Here is a 23,564-nt window from a genome sequence, read left to right as displayed (position 1 = left end):
GCTCAGAGGCCCATGGCCGCCGAGAGGTCCTTCTTGACCGCGTCCAGGACTTCCTGGCCGCGGACGCGGGCCGGCGCGAGGTCGGAGGCCTCGGCCACCGGGACGACGACCTCCAGGTAGCACTTCAGCTTGGGCTCCGTGCCGGACGGGCGGCAGATCACCCGGGCCTTGTAGTCGCCCTCCAGGTAGTAGCGCAGACCGTCGGTGGGCGGCAGCGTGGCCGTGCCCTGGTTCAGGTCCTCCGCCGAGACGACCCGCAGGCCGGCCAGGGAGGCCGGCGGCTCGGCGCGCAGCGCGGCCATCGCGTCGGCGATGATCGACAGGTCCTCCACGCGGACGGACAGCTGGTCGGTGTGGTGCAGGCCGTGGGCCATCGCCAGGTCGTCCAGCAGGTCGGTCAGGGTGCGGCCCTGCTCCTTGAGCTCCGAGGCCAGCTCCGCCACCAGCAGGGCGGCGGTGACCCCGTCCTTGTCGCGGACGCCCTCGGGGTCCACGCAGTAGCCGAGGGCCTCCTCGTAGCCGTAGCGCAGGCCGTCGACGCGGGCGATCCACTTGAAGCCCGTGAGGGTCTCCTCGTAGCCGACGCCGGCCGCCTCCGCGATCCGGCCCAGGAGGCTGGAGGAGACGATCGACTCGGCGAAGACGCCCCGCGCGCCCTTGTGGACCAGGTGGGCGGCGAGCAGTGCGCCGACCTCGTCGCCGCGCAGCATCCGCCAGCCGCCGTCCGCGGTGGGGACGGCCACGGCGCAGCGGTCCGCGTCCGGGTCGTTCGCGATGACGATGTCCGGCTGGACCTCGGCGGCCTTGGCGAACGCCAGGTCCATGGCGCCCGGCTCCTCCGGGTTCGGGAACGCCACCGTCGGGAAGGCCGGGTCCGGCTCCGCCTGCTCGGCGACGAGCACCGGCTCGGGGAAGCCGTGCCGGGCGAAGGCCGCCAGGACGACGTCCTTGCCGACGCCGTGCATGGCCGTGTAGACGGTCCGCACGCCCCGGGCGGAGCCCGGGGTCAGGACGGCGTCCGTGCGCTCCAGGTAGGCCCGGAGGACCTCGTCGCCGAGGTCCTCCCAGCCGGAGTCGGGGCGCGGGACCGACGCGAGCGTCTCCACGCGGTCGATCTCGGCCGCGATCTTCGTGTCCGCGGGGGACACGATCTGGGAGCCGTCGCCGAGGTAGACCTTGTAGCCGTTGTCCCGGGGCGGGTTGTGGCTCGCGGTCACCTCGACGCCGGCGACGGCACCCAGGTGCCGTATGGCGAACGCGAGGACGGGCGTCGGCAGCGGACGGGGCAGGACGGCGGCGCGCAGGCCGGCACCGGTCATCACGGCGGCGGTGTCGCGGGCGAAGTCCGCGGACTTGTAGCGCGCGTCGTAGCCGACGACGACCAGGCCGCCGGCGTGGCCCTCGGCCTTCAGGTACGCGGCGAGGCCCGCCGCGGCCCGGATGACCACGGAGCGGTTCATCCGCATCGGGCCGGCGCCGAGCTCGCCGCGCAGCCCGGCGGTGCCGAACTGGAGGGTGCCGGAGAACCGGTCGGCCAGCTCGGCGGTGTCGCCCGCCTCGATGAGCGCGGCCAGTTCGTCCGCGGTCTCCTGATCGGGGTCCTCGGCCAGCCAGGCCCGGGCCCGGGTGATCAGGTCGTCCTGTTCCTGCACTACTTCCGCCTTGTCTCTCGTACGGTGCCTGTGCCTGTGCCCGTCTATCAGATGCGGGCGAGGACCTGCGTCAGCAGCGTGCCCATGCGCGCGGCCGAGTCGCGGCCCGCCTGGAGCACCTCTTCGTGGTTCAGCGGCTCGCCGGACAGGCCCGCGGCCAGGTTGGTGACCAGGGAGATGCCGAGCACCTCGGCGCCGGCCTCGCGGGCGGCGATGGCCTCCAGCACCGTGGACATGCCGACCAGGTCGGCGCCCAGGACGCGGACCATGTTGATCTCGGCCGGGGTCTCGTAGTGCGGGCCGGGGAACTGGGCGTACACGCCCTCTTCCAGGGTGGGGTCGATCTCCTTGCACAGCGCGCGCAGCCGCGGCGAGTACAGGTCGGTCAGGTCCACGAAGTTCGCGCCGATGATCGGCGAGGCCGCGGTCAGGTTCAGGTGGTCGCTGATCAGGACCGGCTGGCCGGGCGCCATGCCCTCGCGCAGACCGCCGCAGCCGTTGGTCAGCACGATGGTCTTGCAGCCCGCGGCGACGGCGGTGCGGACGCCGTGCGCGACGGCGGCGACGCCACGGCCCTCGTAGTAGTGGGTGCGGCCGAGGAAGACCAGGGCGCGCTTGTCGCCGATCTTGTACGAGCGGACCTTGCCGCCGTGGCCCTCGACGGCGGCCGGCGGGAAGCCGGGCAGCTCGGTGACGGGGAATTCGGACTCGGGGGCGCCGAGCGCCTCCGCGGCGGGAGCCCAGCCGGAGCCCATGACGAGGGCGACGTCGTGGGTCTCGGCGCCGGTGAGCTCGCGCAGACGCGCGGCGGCGGCGTCTGCGGCGGCGTGGGGGTCGGTAACAGATGCGTTCACGCAGAAGAGCGTAGCCCGGAATCGCCTACGCGCGTAGATGGCGCTGCTCACGGTGTTCGGATCGTTGCCTTGTCGTTTCCGCCGAATCGTCCGGACTCGGTCGGGAGGGCCCGGATCCGGCGGGGATCCGGCGGGGGTCGGCCCCGCAGCCTGCCGGCGCCGCTCAGCAGGGGCGCTTGCGCAGCTCCATCACGTAGTCGTGCGGGGCGCCCGCCGACTCGGCGGCGTCGGCGATCTCGCCCAGGTAGCGCGCCGAGGGCAGGCCGCCCTCGTACCCGTTCAGCACGTAGCACCAGGCGGCTTCCTCGCCGTCCAGGGTGTGCACGCGGATCCGCATCCGGCGGTAGATGTCGAGCCCGACACCCTCCCACCGGTCCATGGAGTCCTCGTCCAGCGGCGCGATGTCGTAGAGGGCGACGAAGACCTGCTGGCGGGGCGCTTCCACGACGGTGGCGAGGGCGCCCTCCCAGCCCATCTGCTCGCCGCCGAAGGTCAGCCGCCAGTCGTTGATCCAGCCCGTTCCGCGCAGCGGCGAATGCGGGGCGCGGCGCGACATCAGCCGCGGGTCGAGGTTGCCGGCGTACGCGGCGTAGAGCGACATGCAGTCGAGGGTACGGGAGGGGCGGCTGAGTATGCGTGCCCGGATGCCGGCGGATCCGTACGGGCCCGGCGGGACCGATCCGCCCCCGCACGGCAGGCCGGGGGCGCCCGCGCGGCGGGACGGGGGGAGGCGCGGCGGCGGGGCGGGGCGCACGGCCGGGGCGGGCGGACGGCGGGGGCGGGGTGGCGTGGCGGCGGGGCGAGGGAAGGTGCGATGGCGGGCGGGGCGCGGCCCGGAGGTGCGGGCGGTGCACGGATGGCGGACCGGGGGAGAAGCACCTTGAAGCGTGCGGGACAATGGAGCACGGAATGCATCCCCCGGGGAGACCCCCCGGAAGCCCCGGCCGGGGCGGCGCTCGGCCGGGTAGACGTGAGGCGGATTTTCGTGACCCGGATCGTGATCATCGGCGGCGGACCCGGCGGGTATGAGGCGGCCCTCGTGGGGGCCCAGCTCGGCGCGGAGGTGACCGTCGTCGACTGCGACGGCCTCGGCGGGGCCTCGGTCCTCACCGACTGCGTGCCCTCCAAGACCCTCATCGCGACGGCCGAGGTCATGACGAACTTCGACTCCTCGTACGAGGAGCTCGGCATCGTCGTCGCCGACGACACCCCGCCGATCGAGCAGGCCGCCCGCATCATCGGCGTGGACCTCGGCAAGGTGAACCGCCGTGTGAAGCGCCTCGCGCTCGCCCAGTCCCACGACATCACCGCCTCCGTGACCCGGGCCGGCGCCCGCGTCATCCGCGGCCGCGGTCGCCTCGGCGGCCCCCAGGGCATCGACGGCACCCGCGACGTGGTCGTCACCGCCGCCGACGGCACCGAGACGGTCCTGACCGCCGAATGCGTGCTGATCGCCACCGGCGGCACCCCCCGCGAGATCCCCGACGCGATGCCCGACGGCGAGCGCATCCTCAACTGGACCCAGGTCTACGACCTGGAGGAACTCCCCGAGGAGCTCATCGTCGTCGGTTCCGGCGTCACCGGCGCCGAGTTCGCCGGCGCCTACCAGGCCCTCGGCTCCCGCGTCACGCTGATCTCCTCCCGCGACCGGGTGCTCCCGGGCGAGGACCCCGACGCCGCCGCCGTCCTGGAAGACGTCTTCCGCCGCCGCGGCATGAACGTCATCGGGCGCGCCCGCGCCGAATCCGCCAAGCGGGTCGGCGACCGGGTCGAGGTCACCCTCTCCGACGGCCGCGTCGTCACCGGCACCCACTGCCTCATGGCCGTCGGCGCCATCCCCAACACCCGCGGCATGAACCTGGAGGAGTCCGGGGTCAAGCTCAAGGAGTCCGGCCACATCTGGACCGACAAGGTCTCCCGCACCACCGCCCCCGGCGTGTACGCGGCCGGCGACGTCACCGGCATCTTCGCGCTGGCGTCCGTCGCCGCCATGCAGGGCCGCATCGCCATGTACCACTTCCTCGGCGACGCGGTGACCCCGCTCAACCTCAAGACGGTCTCCTCGAACGTCTTCACCGACCCCGAGATCGCCACCGTCGGCTACACCCAGGCCGACGTCGACGCCGGCCGGATCGACGCCCGCGTCGTCAAGCTCCCGCTGCTGCGCAACGCCCGCGCCAAGATGCAGGGCATCCGGGACGGCTTCGTGAAGCTGTTCTGCCGGCCGGGCACCGGGATCGTCGTCGGCGGCGTGGTCGTCTCGCCGCGCGCCAGCGAACTGATTCACCCGATCTCGATCGCCGTCGACAACAACCTGACCGTCGAGCAGATCGCAAACGCGTTCACCGTGTACCCCTCGCTGTCGGGTTCGATCGCCGAGGTCGCGCGCCAGCTGCACACCCGGAAGACCGGCACCGAGGCCTGAACCGGGTCCTCCGGGGCCACAACCTCCCCTTTCTGCAAGGGGACTTGGTGAAGGCTCGGGGCAGGGCACCGGTATGCGGCGGATCGTTCACGCACTCGTCCGACCGCGTATACCACTAAGTGCCCTGCCTTATGGACAACTTCGGTATTCCGGCGCAAGGAGCTGAAAGCAGACGGTCGCCCGGGTTACTGTCAGTTTCGTGTTCGCTGCAGAACGTCGCCAGTTGATTCTCGAAATGGTGCGGGCGAACGGAGCGGTGTCGCTCCGTGAGCTCGCCCGCGTGGTCCAGACCTCCGAAGTGACCGTACGCCGGGACGTGCGGGCACTGGAGGCAGAAGGACTCCTCGACCGCCGGCACGGCGGTGCGGTACTGCCCGGAGGCTTCACGCGGGAATCCGGCTTCCCGCAGAAGTCCCATCTCGCCACGGCCGAGAAGACCGCCATCGCCGATGTCGCGGCCGGCCTCGTCGAAGAAGGCGAGGCCGTCGTCGTCGGCGCCGGCACCACCACCCAGGAGCTGGCCCGCCGGCTGGCCCGGGTGCCGGGCCTCACCGTCGTCACCAACTCCCTGCTCGTCGCCCAGGCGCTGGCCCATGCCAACCGCGTCGAGGTCGTCATGACCGGCGGGACCCTGCGCGGGTCCAACTACGCGCTCGTCGGCAGCGGCGCCGAACAGTCGCTGCAAGGACTGCGGGTCTCCCGCGCCTTCCTGTCCGGCAGCGGCCTCACCGCGGAACGCGGCCTGTCGACGTCCAACATGCTGTCGGCGAGCGTCGACCGGGCGCTCGTCCAGGCCGCGGCGGAAGTGGTCGTCCTCGCGGACCACACCAAGCTCGGCACCGACACCATGTTCCAGACGGTCCCCACCGACGTCATGACCCGCCTGGTGACGGACGAGCCGCCGCCGCACGACGACCGGGCGGCCACCGAGCTGCAGGCGCTCGCCGACCAAGGGGTGCAGATCACCGTGGCCGGGGCGATCACGCCGGCCGCCGGGCCGCTGGACGGGGGCGGGGGCGGAATGCCGGGGTCCGGGGCGGGGCCGGGGCGGCGGCCGCGGAGGGAAGCGCCGCTGCCGGTGCAGCGGCGCGGGGCGCCGGGGCTGCGCAGTGCGCCCGCCGCGCTACTGGAGCCCACGCCGAGCGACCGCCGCGTAGCCGACCTCCGCCGCCGCTGACCCCCCGCGGGCCACCCCGCGGGCCCGCGCCCCACCGCCCGCGGGCCCCGCGCCCCAGACCGGGCCCGCGGCCCCGCACGGGCCGCGGCCCCGCGCCGCCGCCCGGCGCCCGCACGCGTTCCCGCGGGCCACGCGTCCGCGCCCCGGTCCAACGTCGGCCCCCGTACCACCGCCCCGCGGGCCCGTGCTCGCGCCACGGCCCACCTCGGCCCCGTGGCCGCCCCGCTGTTGCGCGGCCCCGCGTCCCGCCGCGGCCGCCCTGCGGTTGCCGCGTCCGCGCCGCCGTGCCGCGGCTGCCGCCCCGTCCGTACCACCGCCTCGCGGGGGCGGCCGCCCTCTGCCCGCTGCTGCCCAGCGGCGTCCGCGCCAGCGGCTGGCCGGGGCTGGGCTACGGGGTCTGGGGCGGCGCCCCTGGCCGATTGCCCCTGGCTGGCTGGCCACCAGCCGGGCTGCCGCTGCGCGGAGCGTTCCCCCACCCCGCCCCTTCCCGAAACCGGGCTCCGCCCGGACCCGCCCCGGACTCCGTCCGGGCCCCTGGGGGCTCCGCCCCCGAACCCCCGCGCCTCAAACGCCGGCGAGGCTGAGCATGCGGACCCGCGCTTCGAGCGCCGGCGAGGCTGAATGCGCGGGCCCGGGTCTCGGCTGGCCTGCCTCGGCCGGGCTGTTCCTCGCGCCACGCCCGGGGCTCCGCCCGAAGACGCGGGGCTCCGCCCCACACCCCGCGCCTCAAACGCCGGCGGGGCTGAACTGCGCGCCCCAGCAGAGCGCCAGCCGGCGCACCGCGCCCCGAACACCGCCGCCGGGGAGCGCCGAAACCCATCCGAGGACTCCGCCCTACACCCGCGCCTCAAGCGCCGGCCGGGCCGGGATGGCCCCGCTGGGCGTTCGGCACCCCCGTCCGGCCGACGCCACGAACCCGAGCCGCGGTTCGCCGCCGCCCCGGGTTGAACGCCCACCCGCGCCAACGCGACCCGCCTCCGCCGAACCTCCAGACCCGGGAGCCCCGCCGAGGCAAGCCGGCCCGGCGGCGATTGAGGTGCGGGGGCTGTTCACCCCCGGGGCGGTGACGCGGTCGGGCTGAGGGGACGGCGAACGCCGGCGGCTGGGGCAGCCGCCGGCGTTCGGGGTGGACGTCAGTCCGGGTCGGACGTCAGTCCTTGATCTCGCAGATCGTGGCGCCCGAGGTCAAAGACGCGCCGACCTCGGCCGTCAGGCCGACGATCGTGCCGGAGCGGTGCGCGTTCAGCGGCTGCTCCATCTTCATCGCCTCCAGGACCACCACCAGGTCGCCCTCGTTGACCTGCTGGCCCTCCTCGACCGCGACCTTCACGATCGTGCCCTGCATCGGCGACGCCAGGGTGTCGCCCGAGGCGGCCGGGCCGGACTTCTTCGCCACGCGCCGCTTCGGCTTGGCGCCGCCGGCCGCGGCCGTACGGGCCAGGGTCATGCCCAGCGACGACGGGAGGGAGACCTCCAGCCGCTTGCCGCCGACCTCGACGACGACCGTCTCGCGGCCCGGCTCCTCCTCGGCCTCGTCCGCGGCCGGGGCGGCGAACGCCGGGATCTCGTTGACGAACTCGGTCTCGATCCAACGGGTGTGGACCTTGAACGGGGTGCCGTCCACCGGGGCGAACGCCGGGTCGGCGACGACCGCGCGGTGGAACGGGATGGCCGTGGCCATGCCCTCGACCTCGAACTCGGCCAGCGCACGCGCGGCCCGCTGCAGGGCCTGCTCGCGGGTCGCGCCCGTCACGATCAGCTTGGCCAGCAGGGAGTCCCAGGCCGGGCCGATGACCGAGCCGGACTCCACGCCCGCGTCCAGGCGGACGCCGGGGCCGGACGGCGCGTCGAACCTGGTGACCGTGCCGGGGGCCGGCAGGAAGTTGCGGCCCGGGTCCTCGCCGTTGATGCGGAACTCGAAGGAGTGGCCGCGCAGCACGGGGTCGCCGTAGCCGAGCGCCTCGCCGTCGGCGATGCGGAACATCTCGCGGACGAGGTCGATGCCGGCGACCTCCTCCGTGACGGGGTGCTCCACCTGGAGGCGGGTGTTGACCTCCAGGAAGGAGATCGTCCCGTCGACGCCGACGAGGAACTCGACGGTGCCGGCGCCGACGTAGCCGGCCTCCTTCAGGATCGCCTTCGAGGCGGCGTACAGCTCGGCGTTCTGCTCCTCGGAGAGGAACGGCGCCGGGGCCTCCTCCACCAGCTTCTGGTGGCGGCGCTGCAGCGAGCAGTCACGGGTCGAGACGACGACCACGTTGCCGTGGCTGTCGGCGAGGCACTGGGTCTCGACGTGGCGCGGCTTGTCGAGGTAGCGCTCGACGAAGCACTCGCCGCGACCGAACGCGGCGACGGCCTCGCGGACCGCGGACTCGTACAGCTCCGGCACCTCTTCGAGGGTGCGGGCGACCTTCAGGCCGCGGCCGCCACCGCCGAAGGCGGCCTTGATGGCGATCGGCAGGCCGTGCTCCTTGGCGAACGCGACGACCTCGTCGGCGCCGGAGACCGGGTCCGGGGTGCCGGCGACGAGCGGCGCGCCGGCGCGCTGGGCGATGTGCCGGGCGGCGACCTTGTCACCGAGGTCGCGGATGGCCTGCGGCGGCGGGCCGATCCAGGTCAGGCCCGCGTCGATGACGGCCTGCGCGAAGTCCGCGTTCTCGGAGAGGAAGCCGTATCCGGGGTGGATGGCGTCCGCGCCGGAGTCGGCTGCGGCCTGGAGGACCTTGGAGATGTCCAGGTAACTGGCGGCCGGGGTGTCACCGCCCAACGCGAAAGCTTCGTCGGCCGCGCGGACGTGCAGGGCGTCCCGGTCCGGATCGGCGTAGACGGCTACGCTCGCGATCCCGGCATCCCGGCAGGCCCGAGCAACGCGGACAGCGATTTCGCCACGGTTGGCGATGAGCACCTTGCGCACGATGGCTCCCTCCTTGAAACAAGCTGAGTTTAGGGACTGCCCACACGGCCTTTCGACCCTTCCCCGGAGGTGACCTTGCCCACACGGAGTGTGATTCGAGGCCGCCTCCACCGCGGAAAGTCCTTGTGGCGCCCCAGGTCAGGGGGATCCCCGACTGCACAGTAACCCCGTCAGATAGCCACGGTCTCTGTCCGCGGGGTCAGCGGGCCCCGGCGATTCTTTGTGGATTCCCTACGAACGGCCCACAGATTCTTTGCGCAGCCGCCGTCGCGCGCCCTTCCGCGTAACGAACGGGTGCGCGCCCCTTGTCCGTACGTTTACCCGTTAGTAGCCTCCAGGCGTCGAACGGGCGTGTCGCTTAGGGGTCGAATTAGGGGGGTGGGGCGCCGTGGACGCCGTGCTGCGCAGATCCGTCGCCGGGTTGGCCGCCCTCGCGCTCGCCGCCGAGGGGGCGCTGCTCGCCCTCGTCCACTTCGTGCTGGGCCGGACCACGCACAACCAGTCGATGTCGATCGCCGGCTCGGACCCCGCCGTCATGGCCGTGGCCACGTACGTGCTGGGGGCGGCCATCGGGGGCTTCCTGCTGCTGTGCGCCGTGCTGCTGGCCGTGGCCGCCGTACGGGACCGCGCGCCCGGCCGCTTCGCCCGCGTCGTCCTGATCGCCGCCGCCGTCGTGCACGGGGTGCTCGGCGCCCTCGCCGTCTCGGCGGTCGGCTGGGGCGCCTTCGCGGCGACGATGGTGGTGCTGTGCCTGATCGTGCTGACGCTCACGCTCCACCCGGCCCGGGACGGCGGCGTGCAGGCCGGTCAGGAGCCGGCTGCCGGGTTCAGGCCCACAAGTCCGTGATGGACACGCCCAGTTCGCCCAGCAGGGAGCGCAGCAGCGGCATCGACAGGCCGATGACGTTGCCGTGGTCGCCGTCGATGCCCTCGATGAACGGCGCCGACAGGCCGTCGAGGGTGAACGCGCCCGCCACGTGCAGCGGTTCGCCGCTCGCCACGTAGGCCGCGACCTCCGCGTCCGTCGGCTCGCCGAAGCGCACCGTGGTCGACGCCGTCGCCGAGACCCGGCGGCCCGTCGCCGTGTCGACCACGCAGTGGCCGGTGCGCAGGACTCCGGACCGGCCGCGCATGGCCTTCCAGCGGGCCGTGGCGTCCGCCGCGTCCGCGGGCTTGCCCAGCGCCTCGCCGTCCAGCTCCAGCACCGAGTCGCAGCCGATGACCAGGGCGCCCGCGGCCTCCTCCAGGCCGGCCACGACGGCCGCCTTGGCCTCGGCCAGGGCCAGCGCCAGCTCGGCCGGGGAGTCCGCGGTCACCGAGTCCTCGTCGAAGTTGCTGACGATCACGTGCGGGGCGAGCCCGGCCTGGCGCAGCAGGTTCAGCCGGGCCGGGGAGGCGGACGCGAGGACGAGGGCGTGGGCCGGGGCCTGGGCAGCAGTCATGCCCGTCATCGTAGGCGGGCCGCCTAGAACCCCACACCCAGCACGTACACGACGACCACCATGGCGAGGACGAGCACGACGGTCATCCGCCGGAGCATCGCCTGCGTCTCGCGCATCTCCTCGGGCGGCTCGTCGTCGGGGTCGGACCAGAGCATGCCCCGATCCTGTCCCCGAAGGCCGGTGCGGCGCCTGAGTACGGGTACTCAGGCGCCCCCACCGGTTCGCGCCATCTTGGGACCGGACCCGGCCTGATCCGGCCGGAGCTCGGCCGGAGCTCGGCCGGCGGGGCCTCAGCCCCGGCCCGGCCAGTACGTGCGGGCCCACGCCCGCGGCCCCGGCTGCGGCAGCGTCCGCGCCGCCACCCGGCTCGGCGCCGCCCAGGCGTCGGCCACTCGCGGTGCGCCCGACGGTGCCGAGGCCAGCACCGCCGCGCGCGCTTGGACCACCGCCAGGGCGGCGGCCAGCTCCTCCGGTGTCGGATTCCCCTTGACGACCTTGATCACCACAGGACTTGACCTCCCGGACCTAGAGGGGGATGTTGCCGTGCTTCTTCGGCGGCAGGGACTCGCGCTTGGTGCGCAGCTGGCGCAGGCCCTTGACGACGTGCGCGCGGGTCTCCGAGGGCATCGTGACCGCGTCGACGTAGCCGCGGTCGGCGGCCGTGTACGGGTTGAGCAGCGTGTCCTCGTACTCGGCGATGAGCCGGGCGCGGACGGCCTCCACGTCCTCGCCGGCGGCCTCGGCCTCGGCGATGGTGCGGCGGTGCAGGATGTTGACCGCGCCCTGCGCGCCCATGACGGCGATCTGCGCGGTCGGCCAGGCCAGGTTGAGGTCGGCGCCCAGGTGCTTGGAGCCCATGACGTCGTAGGCGCCGCCGAAGGCCTTGCGGGTGATGACGGTGATCAGGGGGACGGTGGCCTCGGCGTAGGCGTAGATCAGCTTCGCGCCGCGCCGGATGATTCCGTTGTACTCCTGGTCGGTGCCCGGCAGGAAGCCCGGGACGTCGACGAAGGTCAGCACCGGGATGTTGAAGGCGTCGCAGGTCCGCACGAAGCGGGCGGCCTTCTCGGAGGCGTTGATGTCGAGGCAGCCGGCGAACTGCATCGGCTGGTTGGCGACGACGCCCACCGGGTGGCCCTCGACCCGGCCGAAGCCGGTGACGATGTTGGGGGCGAACAGCGACTGGGTCTCCAGGAACTCGCCGTCGTCGAGGACGTGCTCGATCACCGTGTGCATGTCGTACGGCTGGTTCGCGCTGTCCGGGATCAGCACGTCGAGCTCGCGGTCGGCGTCGGAGACCTCGGTGTCGGCCTCCTCCGGGAAGGCGGGCGGCTCGGAGAGGTTGTTCGACGGCAGGTACGACAGCAGCGACTTGACGTACTCGATGGCGTCCTTCTCGTCCCCGGCCATGTGGTGGGCCACGCCCGAGGTGGCGTTGTGGGTGCGGGCGCCGCCGAGCTCCTCGAAGCCGACGTCCTCGCCGGTGACCGTCTTGATGACGTCCGGGCCGGTGATGAACATGTGCGAGGTCTGGTCGACCATCACCGTGAAGTCGGTGATGGCGGGGGAGTAGACCGCACCGCCGGCGCACGGGCCGACGACCAGCGAGATCTGCGGGATGACCCCGGAGGCGTGGGTGTTGCGGCGGAAGATCTCGCCGTACATGCCGAGGGCCATGACGCCCTCCTGGATGCGGGCGCCACCGGAGTCGTTGATGCCGACGACCGGGCAGCCGGTCTTCAGCGCGAAGTCCATCACCTTCATGATCTTCTGGCCGAAGACCTCGCCCAGGGAGCCGCCGAGCACGGTGAAGTCCTGGGAGAACACCGCCACCGGACGGCCGTCGACGGTGCCGTAGCCGGTGACGACGCCGTCGCCGTACGGGCGGTTCTTCTCCATGCCGAAGTCGGTGGAGCGGTGCCGGGCGAACTCGTCCAGCTCGACGAAAGAGCCCTCGTCCAGCAGCAGGGCGATCCGCTCCCGGGCCGTCAGCTTGCCCTTGGCGTGCTGCTTCTCCACGGCCCGGGCGGACCCGGCGTGCGAGGCCTCCTCGATACGGCGCTGCAGATCCGCGATCTTGCCCGCGGTGGTGTGGATGTCGATCGGCTCTGACGGTTGTGACATCGGGGTCGCGGCTCCCTGCGTGGTGTCAACTGCCTGGTCAATGAATGACTACTGCTGGCTACTGGTGCGTAGCGTATCGGCGGGCATGGCGCTCGGCAGTGCGGCGTTTGACACACCTACTGTGGGTTGCATGACGCCATCAGATGCTTCAGGAGGAGCCCCTTCCGGGCCCTCCGCGGGTCGCTGGTCCGACCTCGACCGGCCGCCCCTGAACGCCGCCGTGCTGCAGCGCGCCCTCGTCACCGGGCAAGGGCTGTGGTCCTCGGTGGAAGTCGTCCCCACCACCGGCTCCACCAACAGCGACCTCGCCGCCCGGGCCGGGCAGCTGCCCGAGGGGGCCGTGCTCGTCGCCGAGGAGCAGACCGCCGGGCGCGGGCGGCTCGACCGCAGCTGGGTCGCGCCCGCCCGCTCGGGGCTGTTCTTCTCCGTGCTGCTCAAGCCGGGCGGGGCCGTGCCGCAGGAGCGGTGGGGCTGGCTGACGCTGCTGGCCGGGGTGGCCACGTCGGCCGGGCTGGCACGGGCCGCCGGGGTGGACACCGCACTCAAATGGCCCAACGACCTGCTGGTCACCGTGGAGGGCGAGGAGCGCAAGGCCGCCGGCATCCTCGCGGAGCGGGTCGCGGACGGGATCGTCATCGGGATCGGCCTCAACGTGTCGCTGACCGAGGACGAGCTGCCGGTCCCGCAGGCCGGCTCGCTGGCCCTGGCGAAGGCCGCCGTCACGGACCGCGAGCCGCTGCTGAAGGCCGTACTGCGGTCCCTGGAGGAGTGGTACGGGAACTGGCGCGCGGCCGGCGGCGACCCCGCGGCCAGCGGCCTGCAGGAGGCGTACGCGGCGCAGTGCGCGACCCTCGGCCGGCACGTGCGGGCGGACCTGCCCGGCGGGCGGTCGCTCACCGGGACGGCCGAAGCGGTCGACGCGGAGGGGCGGCTCGTCGTCCGGACCGGGGACGGGACGCACGAGGCCGTCGGCGCCGGGGACGTGGTGCACCTCAGGTCCGCGCACTAGAGCGGGTCCGGGCCGGTCCGGCGGGTCCGGGCCGGCCCCCGGCGGCCTCGGGCGGACCGCGCGGGGCGTACGCCCGGCGGGGTCCCGGACCGGCCCGTGACCCCGGCGGGCGCCGGAGGAAACAGGAGTGGGGAGTGAGCTACGGCACACCTGCCGTATGGTTTAGGCGATCCCGGTCCTTTCCGGTGATCGCCCGGTTCGGCAGGGCAGTGCGCACGGAATGGACAGGAGGCGGCCCCTTGACCGTCGACGACTCTACGTCCGGCGCGTCCGCCCGCGGACCCGGGAACCCGGGCGGATCCGGGAACCCGGGCGGCCCGGGGAGCCCGAGCACGCCGATCGGGCGCGACCAGCACACCCCGCACCACGAGGTCGACCACACCGCCCAGCCGACGGCGGACCCGCTCGCCATCCGGCTGGAGCAGCTGATCCTGGGCGCCGAGCGTCGCTACACCCCCTTCCAGGCGGCCCGCAGCGCCGGCGTCTCGATGGAGCTCGCCTCCCGCTTCTGGCGGGCCATGGGCTTCGCGGACATCGGGCAGGCCAGGGCCCTGACCGAGGCCGACGTCCTCGCGCTGCGCAGGCTCGCCGGCCTGGTCGAGGCGGGGCTGCTGAGCGAGCCGATGGCGGTGCAGGTGGCCCGGTCCACCGGGCAGACCACCGCCCGACTGGCCGAATGGCAGATCGATTCCTTCCTGGAGGGGCTGACCGAGCCGCCGGAGCCGGGCATGACCCGTACGGAGGTCACGTACCCGCTGGTCGAGCTGCTCCTGCCGGAGCTGGAGGAGTTCCTCGTCTACGTGTGGCGCCGCCAGCTGGCGGCGGCCACCGGCCGGGTCGTGCAGGCGGCCGACGACGAGGAGATGGTCGACCGGCGCCTCGCGGTGGGCTTCGCCGACCTGGTCGGCTTCACCCGGCTGACGCGCCGGCTGGAGGAGGAGCAGCTCGGCGAGCTGGTCGAGTCCTTCGAGACGAACGCCGCCGACCTGGTGGCCGCGCACGGCGGCCGGCTGATCAAGACGCTCGGCGACGAGGTGCTGTACGCGGCGGACGACGCGGCGACGGCGGCCGAGATCGCGCTGCGGCTGATCGAGACGATGGAGTCGGACCCGCAGATGCCGGAACTGCGCGTCGGCATCGCCTTCGGCACGGTCACGACCCGGATGGGCGACGTCTTCGGCACCACGGTGAACCTGGCCAGCCGCCTGACCTCGATAGCCCCGAAGGACGCGGTGCTGGTCGACGGGGCGATGGCCGAGGAGCTGGGCCGCACGGGTGCGGCGCCGGTCTCGGAGAAGGAGGCCGAGGCCGAGGAGGGCGGCGGCTCCTACCGCTTCGCGCTGCAGCCGATGTGGCAGCGGCCGGTGCGCGGGCTGGGGGTCGTGGAGCCCTGGTCGCTGACGCGGCGGAAGCCTAAGATCCCCGGGTAACGTTCGTTAACCGGGAGGGCCCTGTGTCGGTGGAGTCGGCGATGGAGTCGGAGTTCGTAGCGGTACGTCGGCACGGTGACGACGGGGTCGTGGAGCTGGTCCTCGACCGGCCGAAGGCGATGAACGCGGTGTCCACGGAGATGGCGCGGGCCATCGGGTCGGCCTGTGCGCAGCTCGCGGCGGACCCCTCGGTCCGGGTCGTCGTGCTCACCTCGACGGCGGAGCGGGCGTTCTGCGTCGGCGCGGACCTCAAGGAGCGCAACTCCCTCAGCGATGCGGAGCTGGTGCGCCAGCGGCCCACGACGCGGGGCGCGTACGGGGGCGTGCTGGAACTGCCGATGCCGACGATCGCGGCGGTGCACGGCTTCGCACTGGGCGGCGGCTTCGAGCTGGCGCTGGCCTGCGACGTGATCGTGGCCGACGAGACGGCCGTGGTCGGCCTGCCCGAGGTGTCCGTGGGCGTGATCCCGGGCGGCGGCGGCACCCAGCTGCTGCCGCGGCGGGTGGGCGCGGCCCGCGCGGCGGAGCTGATCTTCACCGCCCGACGGGTGGAGGCCGCGGAGGCGCTGTCGCTGGGCCTGGTCGACTCGGTGGTGCCGGCGGGCCGGGACCGCGAGGAGGCCCTCGCCCTGGCCGCCCGGATGGCGGCGAACTCCCCGGTCGGCCTGCGGGCGGCCAAGCGGGCGCTGCGGCTGGGCCACGGGATGGACCTGGCGGCCGGCCTGGAGATCGAGGACGCGGCCTGGCGGACGGTGGCCTTCTCCGGCGACCGGGCGGAGGGCGTGGCGGCGTTCAACGAGAAGCGCCGCCCCAACTGGCCGGGCCGGTAGTCGCGCGGTTCCGGTACGGGGAGCCCGCCCCGTCGGGCCCCCACCGGGCCCCTGCCGGGCCCCCACCGGGCCCCTACCGGGCCCCCACCGGGCCCCTGCCGGGCCCCCACCGGGCCCCTACCGGGCCCCCACCGGGCGCGGCCCGGTGGGGCGTGACCGGCACGACCTACCAAATCGGATAAAACTCCCTAACCTGGGGTGATGGGACTCGACGCGCGGCTGCGAGCCGTCGTGGGCCTGGCGCAGGCCATGGCCGCCGCGGTGGCGCCGCGGGACAGCGTGCGGGCCGCCGCACGGGGGGCGCGCCTGGCGCTGGACGGGTCGTTCGCCGCGATCTCCGCGTGGGAGCGCGAGCGGGGCCGGCTGCGGGTCCTCGTCAACGAGGGCGAGCGCCGGCCGGGCGAGGCCGAGTTCCCCGAGGACGAGTCGTACCCCGTGCACGACTTCCCCGAGATCACCGAGTTCCTGCACGAGCGCTGGATCGGCGGCGGGGGCCCGCACGCCTGGGTCGAGAGCGCAGGCGGCGCCCGCCCGGGCCGCCGCGGCGAGACCCTGCGCCGGCGCGGCCGCGGCACCTGCGTGGTGGCGCCCGTCGTGCTGAGCGGCCGCGCGTGGGGCGAGCTGTACGTGGCCCGGGACGACGGGCTGCCCGACTTCGACGAGGACGACGCCGAGTTCGCGACCGTCCTCGCCGCCGTGATCGCCGCCGGCCTCGCGCAGAGCGACCGGCTGGAGGAGGCCCACCGGTTGGCCTTCACCGACCCGCTCACCGGGCTGGCCAACCGCCGCGCCGTCGACGTGCGGCTCGACGAGGCCCTGGAGGAGCACCGGCGCGCCGGCGCCGTCGTCAGTCTGGTGGTGTGCGACCTGAACGGCCTCAAGCGGGTCAACGACACCCTCGGCCACGCCACGGGCGACCGGCTCCTGGAGCGCTTCGGGTCCGTGCTGAGCCTGTGCGGGGCCATGCTGCCCGGCGCGCTCGCCGCCCGGCTCGGCGGTGACGAGTTCTGCCTGGTCAGCGTCGGCCCCTCGGCCGACGACGTGGTGCGGGTCACCGAGGAGCTGTGCCGTCGGGCCGGCGGGCTGGAGCTGGGCGAGGGGGTGGCCTGCGGGGTCGCCTCCACCGGGGACCCGATCGGCGCCGTGAAGTCCTCCCGGCGGCTGTTCCGGCTGGCCGACGCCGCCCAGTACAAGGCCAAGGCCGCCCGCTCCGCCGGCCCCGTCGTCGCGGGGCGGGACACCGCCGTGGTGCAGCTGGCCGACGCGGCGCGGCAGGAGGCCCCGGGCGAGCGCCGCCGGTTCAGGGGCCGAGCGTGACCGCCGTGCGCGACCGCCGTGCGCGACCGCCGGGAGTGACCGTTGCGCCGCTGTGGGTGGCGTAAGAGGTCCACGTGAACGTCACTAGTGACATGAAGCGATTCAGTCCGTAGGGTGCTGAATATGGATATGCACACTGTCGTGGTGGGGACGTCCGGGACCACCCCCGAGGACGTCATCGCCGTCGCCCGCGGCAACGCGCGGGTCCAGCTCTCCCCCGAGGCCCTGGACGCCCTCGCCCGCTCCCGCGAGATCGTCGACTCCCTCGCCGCCAAGCCCGAGCCCGTCTACGGCGTCTCGACCGGCTTCGGCGCCCTGGCCTCCCGTCACATCAGCCCCGAGCTGCGCGCGCAGCTCCAGCGCAACATCGTCCGCTCGCACGCCGCCGGCATGGGCCCGCGCGTCGAGCGGGAGGTCGTGCGCGCGCTGATGTTCCTGCGCCTGAAGACGGTCGCCTCCGGCCACACCGGCGTCCGCCCCTCCGTCGCGCAGACCATGGCCGACGTGCTCAACGCGGGCATCACGCCCGTGGTGCACGAGTACGGCTCCCTCGGCTGCTCCGGCGACCTCGCCCCGCTCTCGCACTGCGCGCTCACCCTGATGGGCGAGGGCGACGCCGAGGGCCCGGACGGCGTCGTCCGCCCGGCCGGCGAACTGCTCGCCGAGGCCGGCATCGAGCCCGTCGAGCTGCGCGAGAAGGAGGGCCTCGCCCTCCTCAACGGCACCGACGGCATGCTCGGCATGCTGATCATGGCCCTCGCCGACCTCCGCAGGCTCTACACCGCCGCCGACATCACGGCCGCCCTGACGCTGGAGGCCCTGCTCGGCACCGAGAAGGTCCTCGCGCCCGAGCTGCACGCCATCCGCCCGCACCCCGGCCAGGGCGACTCCGCCGCCAACATGGCCGCCGTCCTGAAGGGCTCCGGACTCACCGGGCACTTCCAGGAGGAGTCCGCCCCGCGCGTGCAGGACGCGTACTCCGTGCGCTGCGCCCCGCAGGTCGCCGGCGCCGGCCGCGACACGATCGCCCACGCCGCCCTGGTCGCCTCCCGCGAGCTGGCCTCCGCCGTCGACAACCCGGTGGTCCTGGCCGACGGGCGCGTGGAGTCCAACGGCAACTTCCACGGCGCGCCCGTCGCGTACGTCCTGGACTTCCTCGCCATCGCGGCCGCCGACCTCGGCTCCATCGCCGAGCGTCGCACCGACCGGCTGCTCGACAAGAACCGCTCCCACGGCCTGCCGCCGTTCCTCGCCGACGACGCGGGCGTCGACTCCGGCCTGATGATCGCCCAGTACACGCAGGCCGCCCTGGTCAGCGAGATGAAGCGGCTGGCCGTGCCGGCCTCCGCGGACTCCATCCCCTCCTCCGCCATGCAGGAGGACCACGTCTCGATGGGCTGGTCGGGCGCGCGCAAGCTCCGCACCGCCGTCGACAACCTGACCCGCATCATCGCCATCGAGCTGTACGCGGCCACCCGCGCCATCGAGCTGCGCCACGGGCTCACCGCGGCCCCGGCCAGCCTCGCCGCCATCGCCGCCGCCCGCGCGGCCGGCGTCGAGGGCCCCGGGCCGGACCGCTTCCTGGCGCCCGACCTGGCCGCCGCCGACGCGTTCGTGCGCTCCGGAGGGCTGGTCGACGCGGTCGAGGCGGTCACGGGCCCGCTCGCCTGAGCAGCCCGGACCCGTCCGGTCGGACGAGTGCGGAACGGCCGGGGGCCGCTCCCGGGAGGTGTCCCGGCGGGCGGCCCCCGGCCGTTGTGGCATGCCCTACAGGGCGCGGGAGCGGCGTACCGAGAAGGTGACGAAGCCCGCCCCGACACCCAGGAAGAGGGTGCCGGCCAGCAGGTACGGGGTGGTGTCGATCCCGCCGGTGTCGGCGAGGGCCAGGGTGGCGCCGGTATCGGCGGTGCCGGCCGCGCCGGCCGCGCCGGCGGCGTCAGCGGTGCCGGCGGCGGCGTCGGAGGCCATCGTGACGGTGCCGGAGCCGCCGGTGTTCGCGGAGGCGGGCAGGGCGGATACGGGGGCCGCGGGCGCGGGTGCGGTGGCGTTCGCGGACGGCACGAACCAGAGGGCGGCGAGGAGAGTGGTCGCACCCAGCGAGGTGAGCAGGGGCGGGCGTGCGGACACGGGGCGATCCCCCTTGCGGAAGCAGCGAATTGACCGTGTGCGGTGATGCTACGGAAAGGGGCGGGTCGTGGGAAAGTCGGGGCTCCGGCGGGCTTACTCTCCGAGGTATGAACCCTTCTGACACATCACGGTACGTACGACTTCGGGTGGATTTGGTGCTGGAGGTGCCCGACGCCGAAGCGCTCACCGGAGCCGCGCTCGACCACATCACCGCCGACGAGTTCATGCCGGACGACGAGCGCGGCCACGCCGAGGCGGCGGTCCGGGAGGACGAATCGGAGGCCCTCGCCTACCTCGTCGACCCCACTGACCTGGTCGTGGACATCCCCGGAGTGGAGCTCGTCCAGGCCTCCTGGAGCAGCGAGCCCGTCGAATACGACCCCGAGTCGTTGGAGTACGAGCTGGACGAGGAAGATGGGGGCTTCGACAGGGAGACCGACAACGCCTGACCGTGGGGTGGCCCACATCCAACCGGAATGTGGAACCGATCCGGGCCGTCAACGCGTTGACTGGTGCGTGGCAGGGGGCGTCCCCCCTGCCCGGGGATGCCCCGGGGGGTTCAGCAGCGATGGAGTGGCGTGTGAGGACGGACAGCAGGCGGCGGCGAAGGTCCATGGCGGCCATATCCGCGGTGCTCGGCGGCGTACTGATGCTCACGGCGTGCGGCGGCGGAGACGAGGACAAGGCGAAGGGCGGCGGCGACAGCGCCAAGTCCCAGTCCGACGTCGACGCCGCGGCGGCCAAGGACGCGTCGAAGGCCAAGATAACGATCACGCCGAAGGACGGGGCGACCAACGTCGGTCTGGACACGACCACGGTCGGTGTCGCCGACGGCACGCTCACCGCGGTCGAGCTCAAGACCTCCGAGGGCGCGGCCGTGGCCGGCAAGATAGCCGGCGACGGCAAGAGCTGGAAGCCGGACGCCCCGCTGAAGCGCTCCACGAAGTACGCGCTGTCGGCGACCGCCAAGGACGCGGGGGGCAAGGAGGCGCACGAGAACTCCTCCTTCACGACCGTCTCCCCGGAGAACAGCTTCATCGGCTCGTTCGTGCCGGAGGACGGGCAGACCGTCGGCGTGGGCATGCCCGTGTCGATCACCTTCAACAAGCCGATCAAGGACAAGAAGGCGGTCCAGGCGGCGATCAACGTCACCTCCAGCAGCGGTCAGGAGGTCGTCGGCCACTGGTTCAGCGAGCAGCGCCTCGACTTCCGCCCCGAGAACTACTGGCAGGCGAACTCCACCGTCACGATGAAGATGCAGCTGGACGGGGTGCAGGGCGCGCCCGGCGTCCAGGGCGTGCAGAACCGCACCGCCACCTTCAAGATCGGCCGGAGCCAGGTCTCCACGGTCGACGCGAAGACGAAGAAGATGACGGTCAACCGGGACGGACAGGTCATCAAGACCATCCCGATCTCGGCGGGCGCCCCGGCGAACCCGACGTACAACGGCCAGATGGTGATCTCCGAGAAGTTCAAGGAGACCCGGATGAACGGCGCCACCGTCGGCTTCACCGACGCCGACGGCAAGGGCGAGTACGACATCAAGGACGTCCCGCACGCGATGCGCCTGTCGAACTCCGGGACCTTCCTCCACGGTAACTACTGGGGCGCCGACTCGATCTTCGGCAGCGCGAACACCAGCCACGGCTGTGTCGGCCTCAACGACGTCAAGGGCGCGGGCGACCCGAACCAGCCGGCCGCCTGGTTCTACGACAACTCGCTCATCGGCGACGTCGTCACGGTGGTCAACTCCCCGGACAAGACCATCAGGCCGGACAACGGCCTCAACGGCTGGAACATGAGCTGGGCGGACTGGAAGGCCGGCTCGGCCGCCTGACCACCGCCGCCGTCCCGCCCGCCGGGCGGAGCGACCGGACCCGCGGATGGCGGGGCACCCCTCGGGGGTGCCCCGCCATCCGGCGTTTGCGGCGGCCGGAAACTCCCGCGCGGGCGGCCGGGGGCGGCACTAGGGTCCGGCACATGACGAGCGACTCCGCGATCCGCGCACTCACCCCGCCCCCGTCCGACGCCGAGACGGAGGCCTGGCGGTCGGTCCTCGCCGACGCCCGGGCCGCCGACCTGCCGCAGCTCCCGGCGCCGTCCCGGGTCGAGGTGGCCGGCCGGCTCCGGGTGCGGCCCGCGCGGGGGCGCGCCGCGCTGTGGGCGGCCGGGAACGGCGTCGCCGGGCTCCTGCTGTTCAGCGACGAGGAGAACCGGCACACCGCGTTCCTCGACGTCCTGACGGTCCGTCCGGGGGCGCGCCGCAAGGGCCTCGGCACGGCCCTGTGGCAGCGGGTCCGCGAGGAACTCCGCGCCGAGGGCCGCACCTCCGTCTCCGCCCAGGTCGACCTCGGCGGCCCCGGCCAGGCCTTCGCCGAGTCGCTGGGCTTCACGTGCGTCCTGCCGATGGCCTGGTACGCCCAGGACGTCCCGGAGGCGCAGCGCGCCCTGCCCGTCCGGGAGGCCGCCGCCCCGCCCGGCTACGAGCTGGTGTGCTGGCCCGGCACGGTCCCCGACGCGTGGGCCGCCGCGGCGGCCCGGGCGCACTGCGCGATGGACGACGCCCCGACGGGGGAGGTCGACGAGCAGGTCCCCGCCTGGACCCCGGAGCGCCTGCACGCCTCCCAGCAGCTGATCCTGGACCGCGGGGGCGCGCTGACCACGGTCGCCGCCGTCACCGCGGACGGCGAGGTGGCCGCGTACACGGAGCTCGTCCTGCCCGACCCGGAGGGTCCGCGCGCGGTCCAGTACGACACGGTGGTCGTCCCCGGGCACCGCGGCCGCGGCCTCGGCCGCACCGTCAAGCTCCGCATGCTCGCCGAGGCGGCGGACCGCCACCCGGCGCTGCGGGCCGTCGACACGACCGTCGCGGACGAGAACACCCCGATGCGGGCGGTCAACGAGTCCCTCGGCTACCGCCGCGCGCGCGGCACGGCGGTCTTCCAACTCACGCTGTAGCGGCAGCGGCGGCCGGCCGGCGGGCCACGAGGGAATACAGGACGGGCAGGTGCGTCTGCCCGAACGGGAAGCGGTACCTGCCGTCCTGACCCCGCGGCAGGATCCCCCGGCCGTCGCACTCGGCCTCGGTGTGCTCGCCGAGCCGCTCCACGACCAGCCCGGCGCCGGCCGCGGCCGTCACGATCTCCCCGAGGGCGTGCGGGTACTGCACCGAGTCCCGCGTCTCGGTGCGCAGCTGTGGATCCGCGTACGTCCCGGTCACCGACTCCCGCTGCGGCTGCCCGCCGCCGTACGGCCAGTCGGCGACGAGCGGCTCGTAGCTGGCGAAGACCTGGAACAGCGGGTGCAGGTCGACGAGGACCAGCCGGCCGCCGGGGCGCAGCGCGGCGGCCGCGCCGCGCATCCAGGCGTCCAGGTCGCCGATCCAGCACAGCACCCCGTAGGTGGCGACGGCCAGGTCGAACCGGCCGCCGAGCGGCGCGGGCAGCGCCTGCGCGTCCGCCTCGACGAACTCGGCCCGCTCCGCGAGCCCGGCCCGCACCGCCAGCCCGCGGGCCCGCTCCACGGCCACGGGGGAGAAGTCCACCCCGGTCACCCGGGCCCCGAGCCGCGCCCAGTTCAGGGTGTCCATGCCGAGGTGGCACTGCAGGTGCAGCAGGTCCAGCCCGCGCACGTCCCCCACGAGCTCCCGCTCCAGGCCCCACAGCGTCTGCCGGCCGGCGAGGAACGCCTCGACGTCGTAGAACCGGTCCCCGGGCGTCGTCCCGTGCACCCGCGCCCGCTCGTCCCACACACCCCGATTGACGGCCACGCCGTCCACCCGCCCCCCGTCATCCACGCCCCCAGTCTGCCGCTCACCCGCCCGCCCCGGCGACCGGTTTCACGGTCACAGGAGGTTGAAGGGCGGCACGATGCGGACCACGGCGATCAGCCGTACGCGGGGCGCGGCCAGGAAGCGACCTGCTCCCACCGGCGGAGCTCTTCGGCGAGCCGCGGCTGGCGCTGGATGTGGACGTACGCGGCCCCCTGAGAGATGAAACGCTGTAGCGGTGCCAGGTCAGAGCCCTGCCGGGCCTGGTCGGCCGCCTCGTCGAGCTCCCGCGTGAACGCGGGCAGCGCGGCGGGGCTGACCTGCGCGACGGCCTGGCGCAGGGCCGTCACGGTCGACGGCGGCTGCGGAACGAGCGGCCGTCCGGCAGCGGGCGGTCACTGAGGCTCCCATGGGGAGAGTCCTGGGCCCGACGAACCTGCGTGCCGCGGGGGTCGGGCAAGGGCGTCCGCGGTGCGGGCGTCGGGCCCGGGCGG

At 74.0% G+C, this 23,564-nt stretch carries 21 protein-coding genes and 1 pseudogene; 11 read left to right on the top strand and 11 right to left on the bottom strand.

Going from position 1 to position 23,564, the window contains the following annotated elements:
- Nucleotides 1-2: 2 nt before the first annotated feature.
- The 3 genes from ACSHWO_RS13415 to ACSHWO_RS13405 form a co-directional block, all read right to left on the bottom strand.
- Nucleotides 3-1,652, bottom strand: coding sequence for a phospho-sugar mutase (locus tag ACSHWO_RS13415; protein ID WP_404234403.1), 1,650 nt, complete (start codon nt 1,650-1,652; stop codon nt 3-5).
- 47 nt (nt 1,653-1,699) lie between these two features.
- Nucleotides 1,700-2,506: a purine-nucleoside phosphorylase gene (locus ACSHWO_RS13410; RefSeq protein WP_385847529.1), complete on the bottom strand. Its 807-nt coding sequence runs from the start codon at nt 2,504-2,506 to the stop codon at nt 1,700-1,702.
- A gap of 163 nt (nt 2,507-2,669) precedes the next feature.
- Nucleotides 2,670-3,107 carry a gamma-glutamylcyclotransferase gene (locus ACSHWO_RS13405; protein ID WP_179178250.1) on the bottom strand — a complete coding sequence of 146 codons (438 nt, stop codon included), beginning with the start codon at nt 3,105-3,107 and terminating at the stop codon, nt 2,670-2,672.
- Nucleotides 3,108-3,491: 384 nt separating this feature from the next.
- Here ACSHWO_RS13405 and ACSHWO_RS13400 point away from each other — a divergent pair, with 384 nt between their 5' ends.
- On the top strand, nt 3,492-4,931 hold the full coding sequence (locus ACSHWO_RS13400) for an NAD(P)H-quinone dehydrogenase (protein WP_438312038.1): 1,440 nt from the start codon (nt 3,492-3,494) through the stop codon (nt 4,929-4,931).
- 235 nt (nt 4,932-5,166) lie between these two features.
- A complete protein-coding gene (locus tag ACSHWO_RS13395; protein WP_385847685.1) occupies nt 5,167-6,108 on the top strand; it encodes a DeoR/GlpR family DNA-binding transcription regulator in 942 nt (313 codons plus the stop codon).
- Between the two features lie 1,150 nt (nt 6,109-7,258).
- Here ACSHWO_RS13395 and ACSHWO_RS13390 read toward each other — a convergent pair.
- Complete coding sequence (locus ACSHWO_RS13390; RefSeq protein WP_361093392.1) at nt 7,259-9,022, bottom strand: acetyl/propionyl/methylcrotonyl-CoA carboxylase subunit alpha; 1,764 nt, start codon at nt 9,020-9,022, stop codon at nt 7,259-7,261.
- Nucleotides 9,023-9,410: 388 nt separating this feature from the next.
- Between ACSHWO_RS13390 and ACSHWO_RS13385 the strand changes: the two genes are divergently transcribed.
- On the top strand, nt 9,411-9,869 hold the full coding sequence (locus tag ACSHWO_RS13385; protein WP_361093389.1) for a hypothetical protein: 459 nt from the start codon (nt 9,411-9,413) through the stop codon (nt 9,867-9,869).
- Here ACSHWO_RS13385 and ACSHWO_RS13380 read toward each other — a convergent pair.
- The 4 genes from ACSHWO_RS13380 to ACSHWO_RS13365 all read right to left on the bottom strand — a co-directional run bounded on the left by ACSHWO_RS13380 (nt 9,850) and on the right by ACSHWO_RS13365 (nt 12,588).
- The gene (locus ACSHWO_RS13380) at nt 9,850-10,464 is read right to left on the bottom strand and encodes a Maf family protein (protein ID WP_438312036.1); all 615 of its coding nucleotides are present in this window, start codon (nt 10,462-10,464) and stop codon (nt 9,850-9,852) included. The two genes, ACSHWO_RS13385 and ACSHWO_RS13380, sit on opposite strands and share 20 nt — an antisense overlap.
- A gap of 23 nt (nt 10,465-10,487) precedes the next feature.
- On the bottom strand, nt 10,488-10,619 hold the full coding sequence (gene mmpB, locus ACSHWO_RS13375; RefSeq protein WP_361093383.1) for a morphogenic membrane protein MmpB: 132 nt from the start codon (nt 10,617-10,619) through the stop codon (nt 10,488-10,490).
- Nucleotides 10,620-10,754: 135 nt separating this feature from the next.
- Nucleotides 10,755-10,970, bottom strand: coding sequence for an acyl-CoA carboxylase epsilon subunit (locus ACSHWO_RS13370; RefSeq protein WP_361093380.1), 216 nt, complete (start codon nt 10,968-10,970; stop codon nt 10,755-10,757).
- Nucleotides 10,971-10,989: 19 nt separating this feature from the next.
- On the bottom strand, nt 10,990-12,588 hold the full coding sequence (locus ACSHWO_RS13365; RefSeq protein WP_438312033.1) for an acyl-CoA carboxylase subunit beta: 1,599 nt from the start codon (nt 12,586-12,588) through the stop codon (nt 10,990-10,992).
- Between the two features lie 130 nt (nt 12,589-12,718).
- On the opposite strand from ACSHWO_RS13365, the gene ACSHWO_RS13360 reads away from it, so the two are divergent.
- The 5 genes from ACSHWO_RS13360 (at nt 12,719) to hutH (ending at nt 18,845) form a co-directional block, all read left to right on the top strand.
- Nucleotides 12,719-13,597: a biotin--[acetyl-CoA-carboxylase] ligase gene (locus ACSHWO_RS13360; protein ID WP_438312030.1), complete on the top strand. Its 879-nt coding sequence runs from the start codon at nt 12,719-12,721 to the stop codon at nt 13,595-13,597.
- Nucleotides 13,598-13,836: 239 nt separating this feature from the next.
- Entirely contained in the window at nt 13,837-15,027 is a 1,191-nt protein-coding gene (locus ACSHWO_RS13355; RefSeq protein WP_385847401.1) for an adenylate/guanylate cyclase domain-containing protein, read from the top strand.
- Between the two features lie 41 nt (nt 15,028-15,068).
- The gene (locus ACSHWO_RS13350; RefSeq protein WP_361093368.1) at nt 15,069-15,857 is read left to right on the top strand and encodes an enoyl-CoA hydratase/isomerase family protein; all 789 of its coding nucleotides are present in this window, start codon (nt 15,069-15,071) and stop codon (nt 15,855-15,857) included.
- 201 nt (nt 15,858-16,058) lie between these two features.
- Entirely contained in the window at nt 16,059-17,174 is a 1,116-nt protein-coding gene (locus ACSHWO_RS13345) for a GGDEF domain-containing protein (protein WP_385847413.1), read from the top strand.
- 129 nt (nt 17,175-17,303) lie between these two features.
- A complete protein-coding gene (gene hutH, locus ACSHWO_RS13340; protein ID WP_361093665.1) occupies nt 17,304-18,845 on the top strand; it encodes a histidine ammonia-lyase in 1,542 nt (513 codons plus the stop codon).
- 96 nt (nt 18,846-18,941) lie between these two features.
- Here hutH and ACSHWO_RS13335 read toward each other — a convergent pair whose 3' ends face one another.
- The gene (locus tag ACSHWO_RS13335; RefSeq protein ID WP_438312027.1) at nt 18,942-19,301 is read right to left on the bottom strand and encodes an LPXTG cell wall anchor domain-containing protein; all 360 of its coding nucleotides are present in this window, start codon (nt 19,299-19,301) and stop codon (nt 18,942-18,944) included.
- A gap of 107 nt (nt 19,302-19,408) precedes the next feature.
- On the opposite strand from ACSHWO_RS13335, the gene ACSHWO_RS13330 reads away from it, so the two are divergent.
- The 3 genes from ACSHWO_RS13330 to ACSHWO_RS13320 all read left to right on the top strand — a co-directional run bounded on the left by ACSHWO_RS13330 (nt 19,409) and on the right by ACSHWO_RS13320 (nt 22,259).
- The gene (locus ACSHWO_RS13330; protein WP_361093359.1) at nt 19,409-19,750 is read left to right on the top strand and encodes a hypothetical protein; all 342 of its coding nucleotides are present in this window, start codon (nt 19,409-19,411) and stop codon (nt 19,748-19,750) included.
- Nucleotides 19,751-19,869: 119 nt separating this feature from the next.
- Entirely contained in the window at nt 19,870-21,138 is a 1,269-nt protein-coding gene (locus ACSHWO_RS13325) for a L,D-transpeptidase (protein WP_438312025.1), read from the top strand.
- Nucleotides 21,139-21,281: 143 nt separating this feature from the next.
- Nucleotides 21,282-22,259, top strand: a complete 978-nt coding sequence (locus ACSHWO_RS13320; RefSeq protein WP_385847425.1) for a GNAT family N-acetyltransferase — start codon at nt 21,282-21,284, stop codon at nt 22,257-22,259.
- Here ACSHWO_RS13320 and ACSHWO_RS13315 read toward each other — a convergent pair.
- Together ACSHWO_RS13315 and ACSHWO_RS13310 are read right to left on the bottom strand one after the other, a co-directional pair.
- Nucleotides 22,249-23,097, bottom strand: coding sequence for a class I SAM-dependent methyltransferase (locus tag ACSHWO_RS13315; RefSeq protein ID WP_438312023.1), 849 nt, complete (start codon nt 23,095-23,097; stop codon nt 22,249-22,251). The two genes, ACSHWO_RS13320 and ACSHWO_RS13315, sit on opposite strands and share 11 nt — an antisense overlap.
- A 116-nt stretch (nt 23,098-23,213) precedes the next feature.
- A pseudogene (locus ACSHWO_RS13310) lies at nt 23,214-23,420 on the bottom strand (hypothetical protein); the annotation flags it as partial.
- Between the last annotated feature and the right edge of the window lie 144 nt (nt 23,421-23,564).

This window comes from Streptomyces pallidus (ex Mingjun et al. 2026), from assembly GCF_051550185.1.
In the GTDB taxonomy this organism is placed as follows: Bacteria; Actinomycetota; Actinomycetes; order Streptomycetales; family Streptomycetaceae; genus Streptomyces.
The sequence above is the reverse complement of the archived record's forward strand: the minus strand, read 5'-3'. Positions and strand labels throughout refer to the sequence as shown.

What these genes read in the sequence shown, in the direction of transcription:
- mmpB (WP_361093383.1), bottom strand. Translation starts at nt 10,619, where the DNA reads ATGCTCTGGTCCGACCCCGACGACGAGCCGCCCGAGGAGATGCGCGAG.
- ACSHWO_RS13365 (WP_438312033.1), bottom strand. Translation starts at nt 12,588, where the DNA reads ATGTCACAACCGTCAGAGCCGATCGACATCCACACCACCGCGGGCAAG.
- ACSHWO_RS13380 (WP_438312036.1), bottom strand. Translation starts at nt 10,464, where the DNA reads ATGACTGCTGCCCAGGCCCCGGCCCACGCCCTCGTCCTCGCGTCCGCC.
- ACSHWO_RS13405 (WP_179178250.1), bottom strand. Translation starts at nt 3,107, where the DNA reads ATGTCGCTCTACGCCGCGTACGCCGGCAACCTCGACCCGCGGCTGATG.
- ACSHWO_RS13360 (WP_438312030.1), top strand. Translation starts at nt 12,719, where the DNA reads ATGACGCCATCAGATGCTTCAGGAGGAGCCCCTTCCGGGCCCTCCGCG.
- ACSHWO_RS13330 (WP_361093359.1), top strand. Translation starts at nt 19,409, where the DNA reads ATGAACCCTTCTGACACATCACGGTACGTACGACTTCGGGTGGATTTG.
- hutH (WP_361093665.1), top strand. Translation starts at nt 17,304, where the DNA reads ATGCACACTGTCGTGGTGGGGACGTCCGGGACCACCCCCGAGGACGTC.
- ACSHWO_RS13320 (WP_385847425.1), top strand. Translation starts at nt 21,282, where the DNA reads ATGACGAGCGACTCCGCGATCCGCGCACTCACCCCGCCCCCGTCCGAC.
- ACSHWO_RS13345 (WP_385847413.1), top strand. Translation starts at nt 16,059, where the DNA reads ATGGGACTCGACGCGCGGCTGCGAGCCGTCGTGGGCCTGGCGCAGGCC.
- ACSHWO_RS13395 (WP_385847685.1), top strand. Translation starts at nt 5,167, where the DNA reads ATGGTGCGGGCGAACGGAGCGGTGTCGCTCCGTGAGCTCGCCCGCGTG.
- ACSHWO_RS13325 (WP_438312025.1), top strand. Translation starts at nt 19,870, where the DNA reads ATGGAGTGGCGTGTGAGGACGGACAGCAGGCGGCGGCGAAGGTCCATG.
- ACSHWO_RS13350 (WP_361093368.1), top strand. Translation starts at nt 15,069, where the DNA reads ATGGAGTCGGAGTTCGTAGCGGTACGTCGGCACGGTGACGACGGGGTC.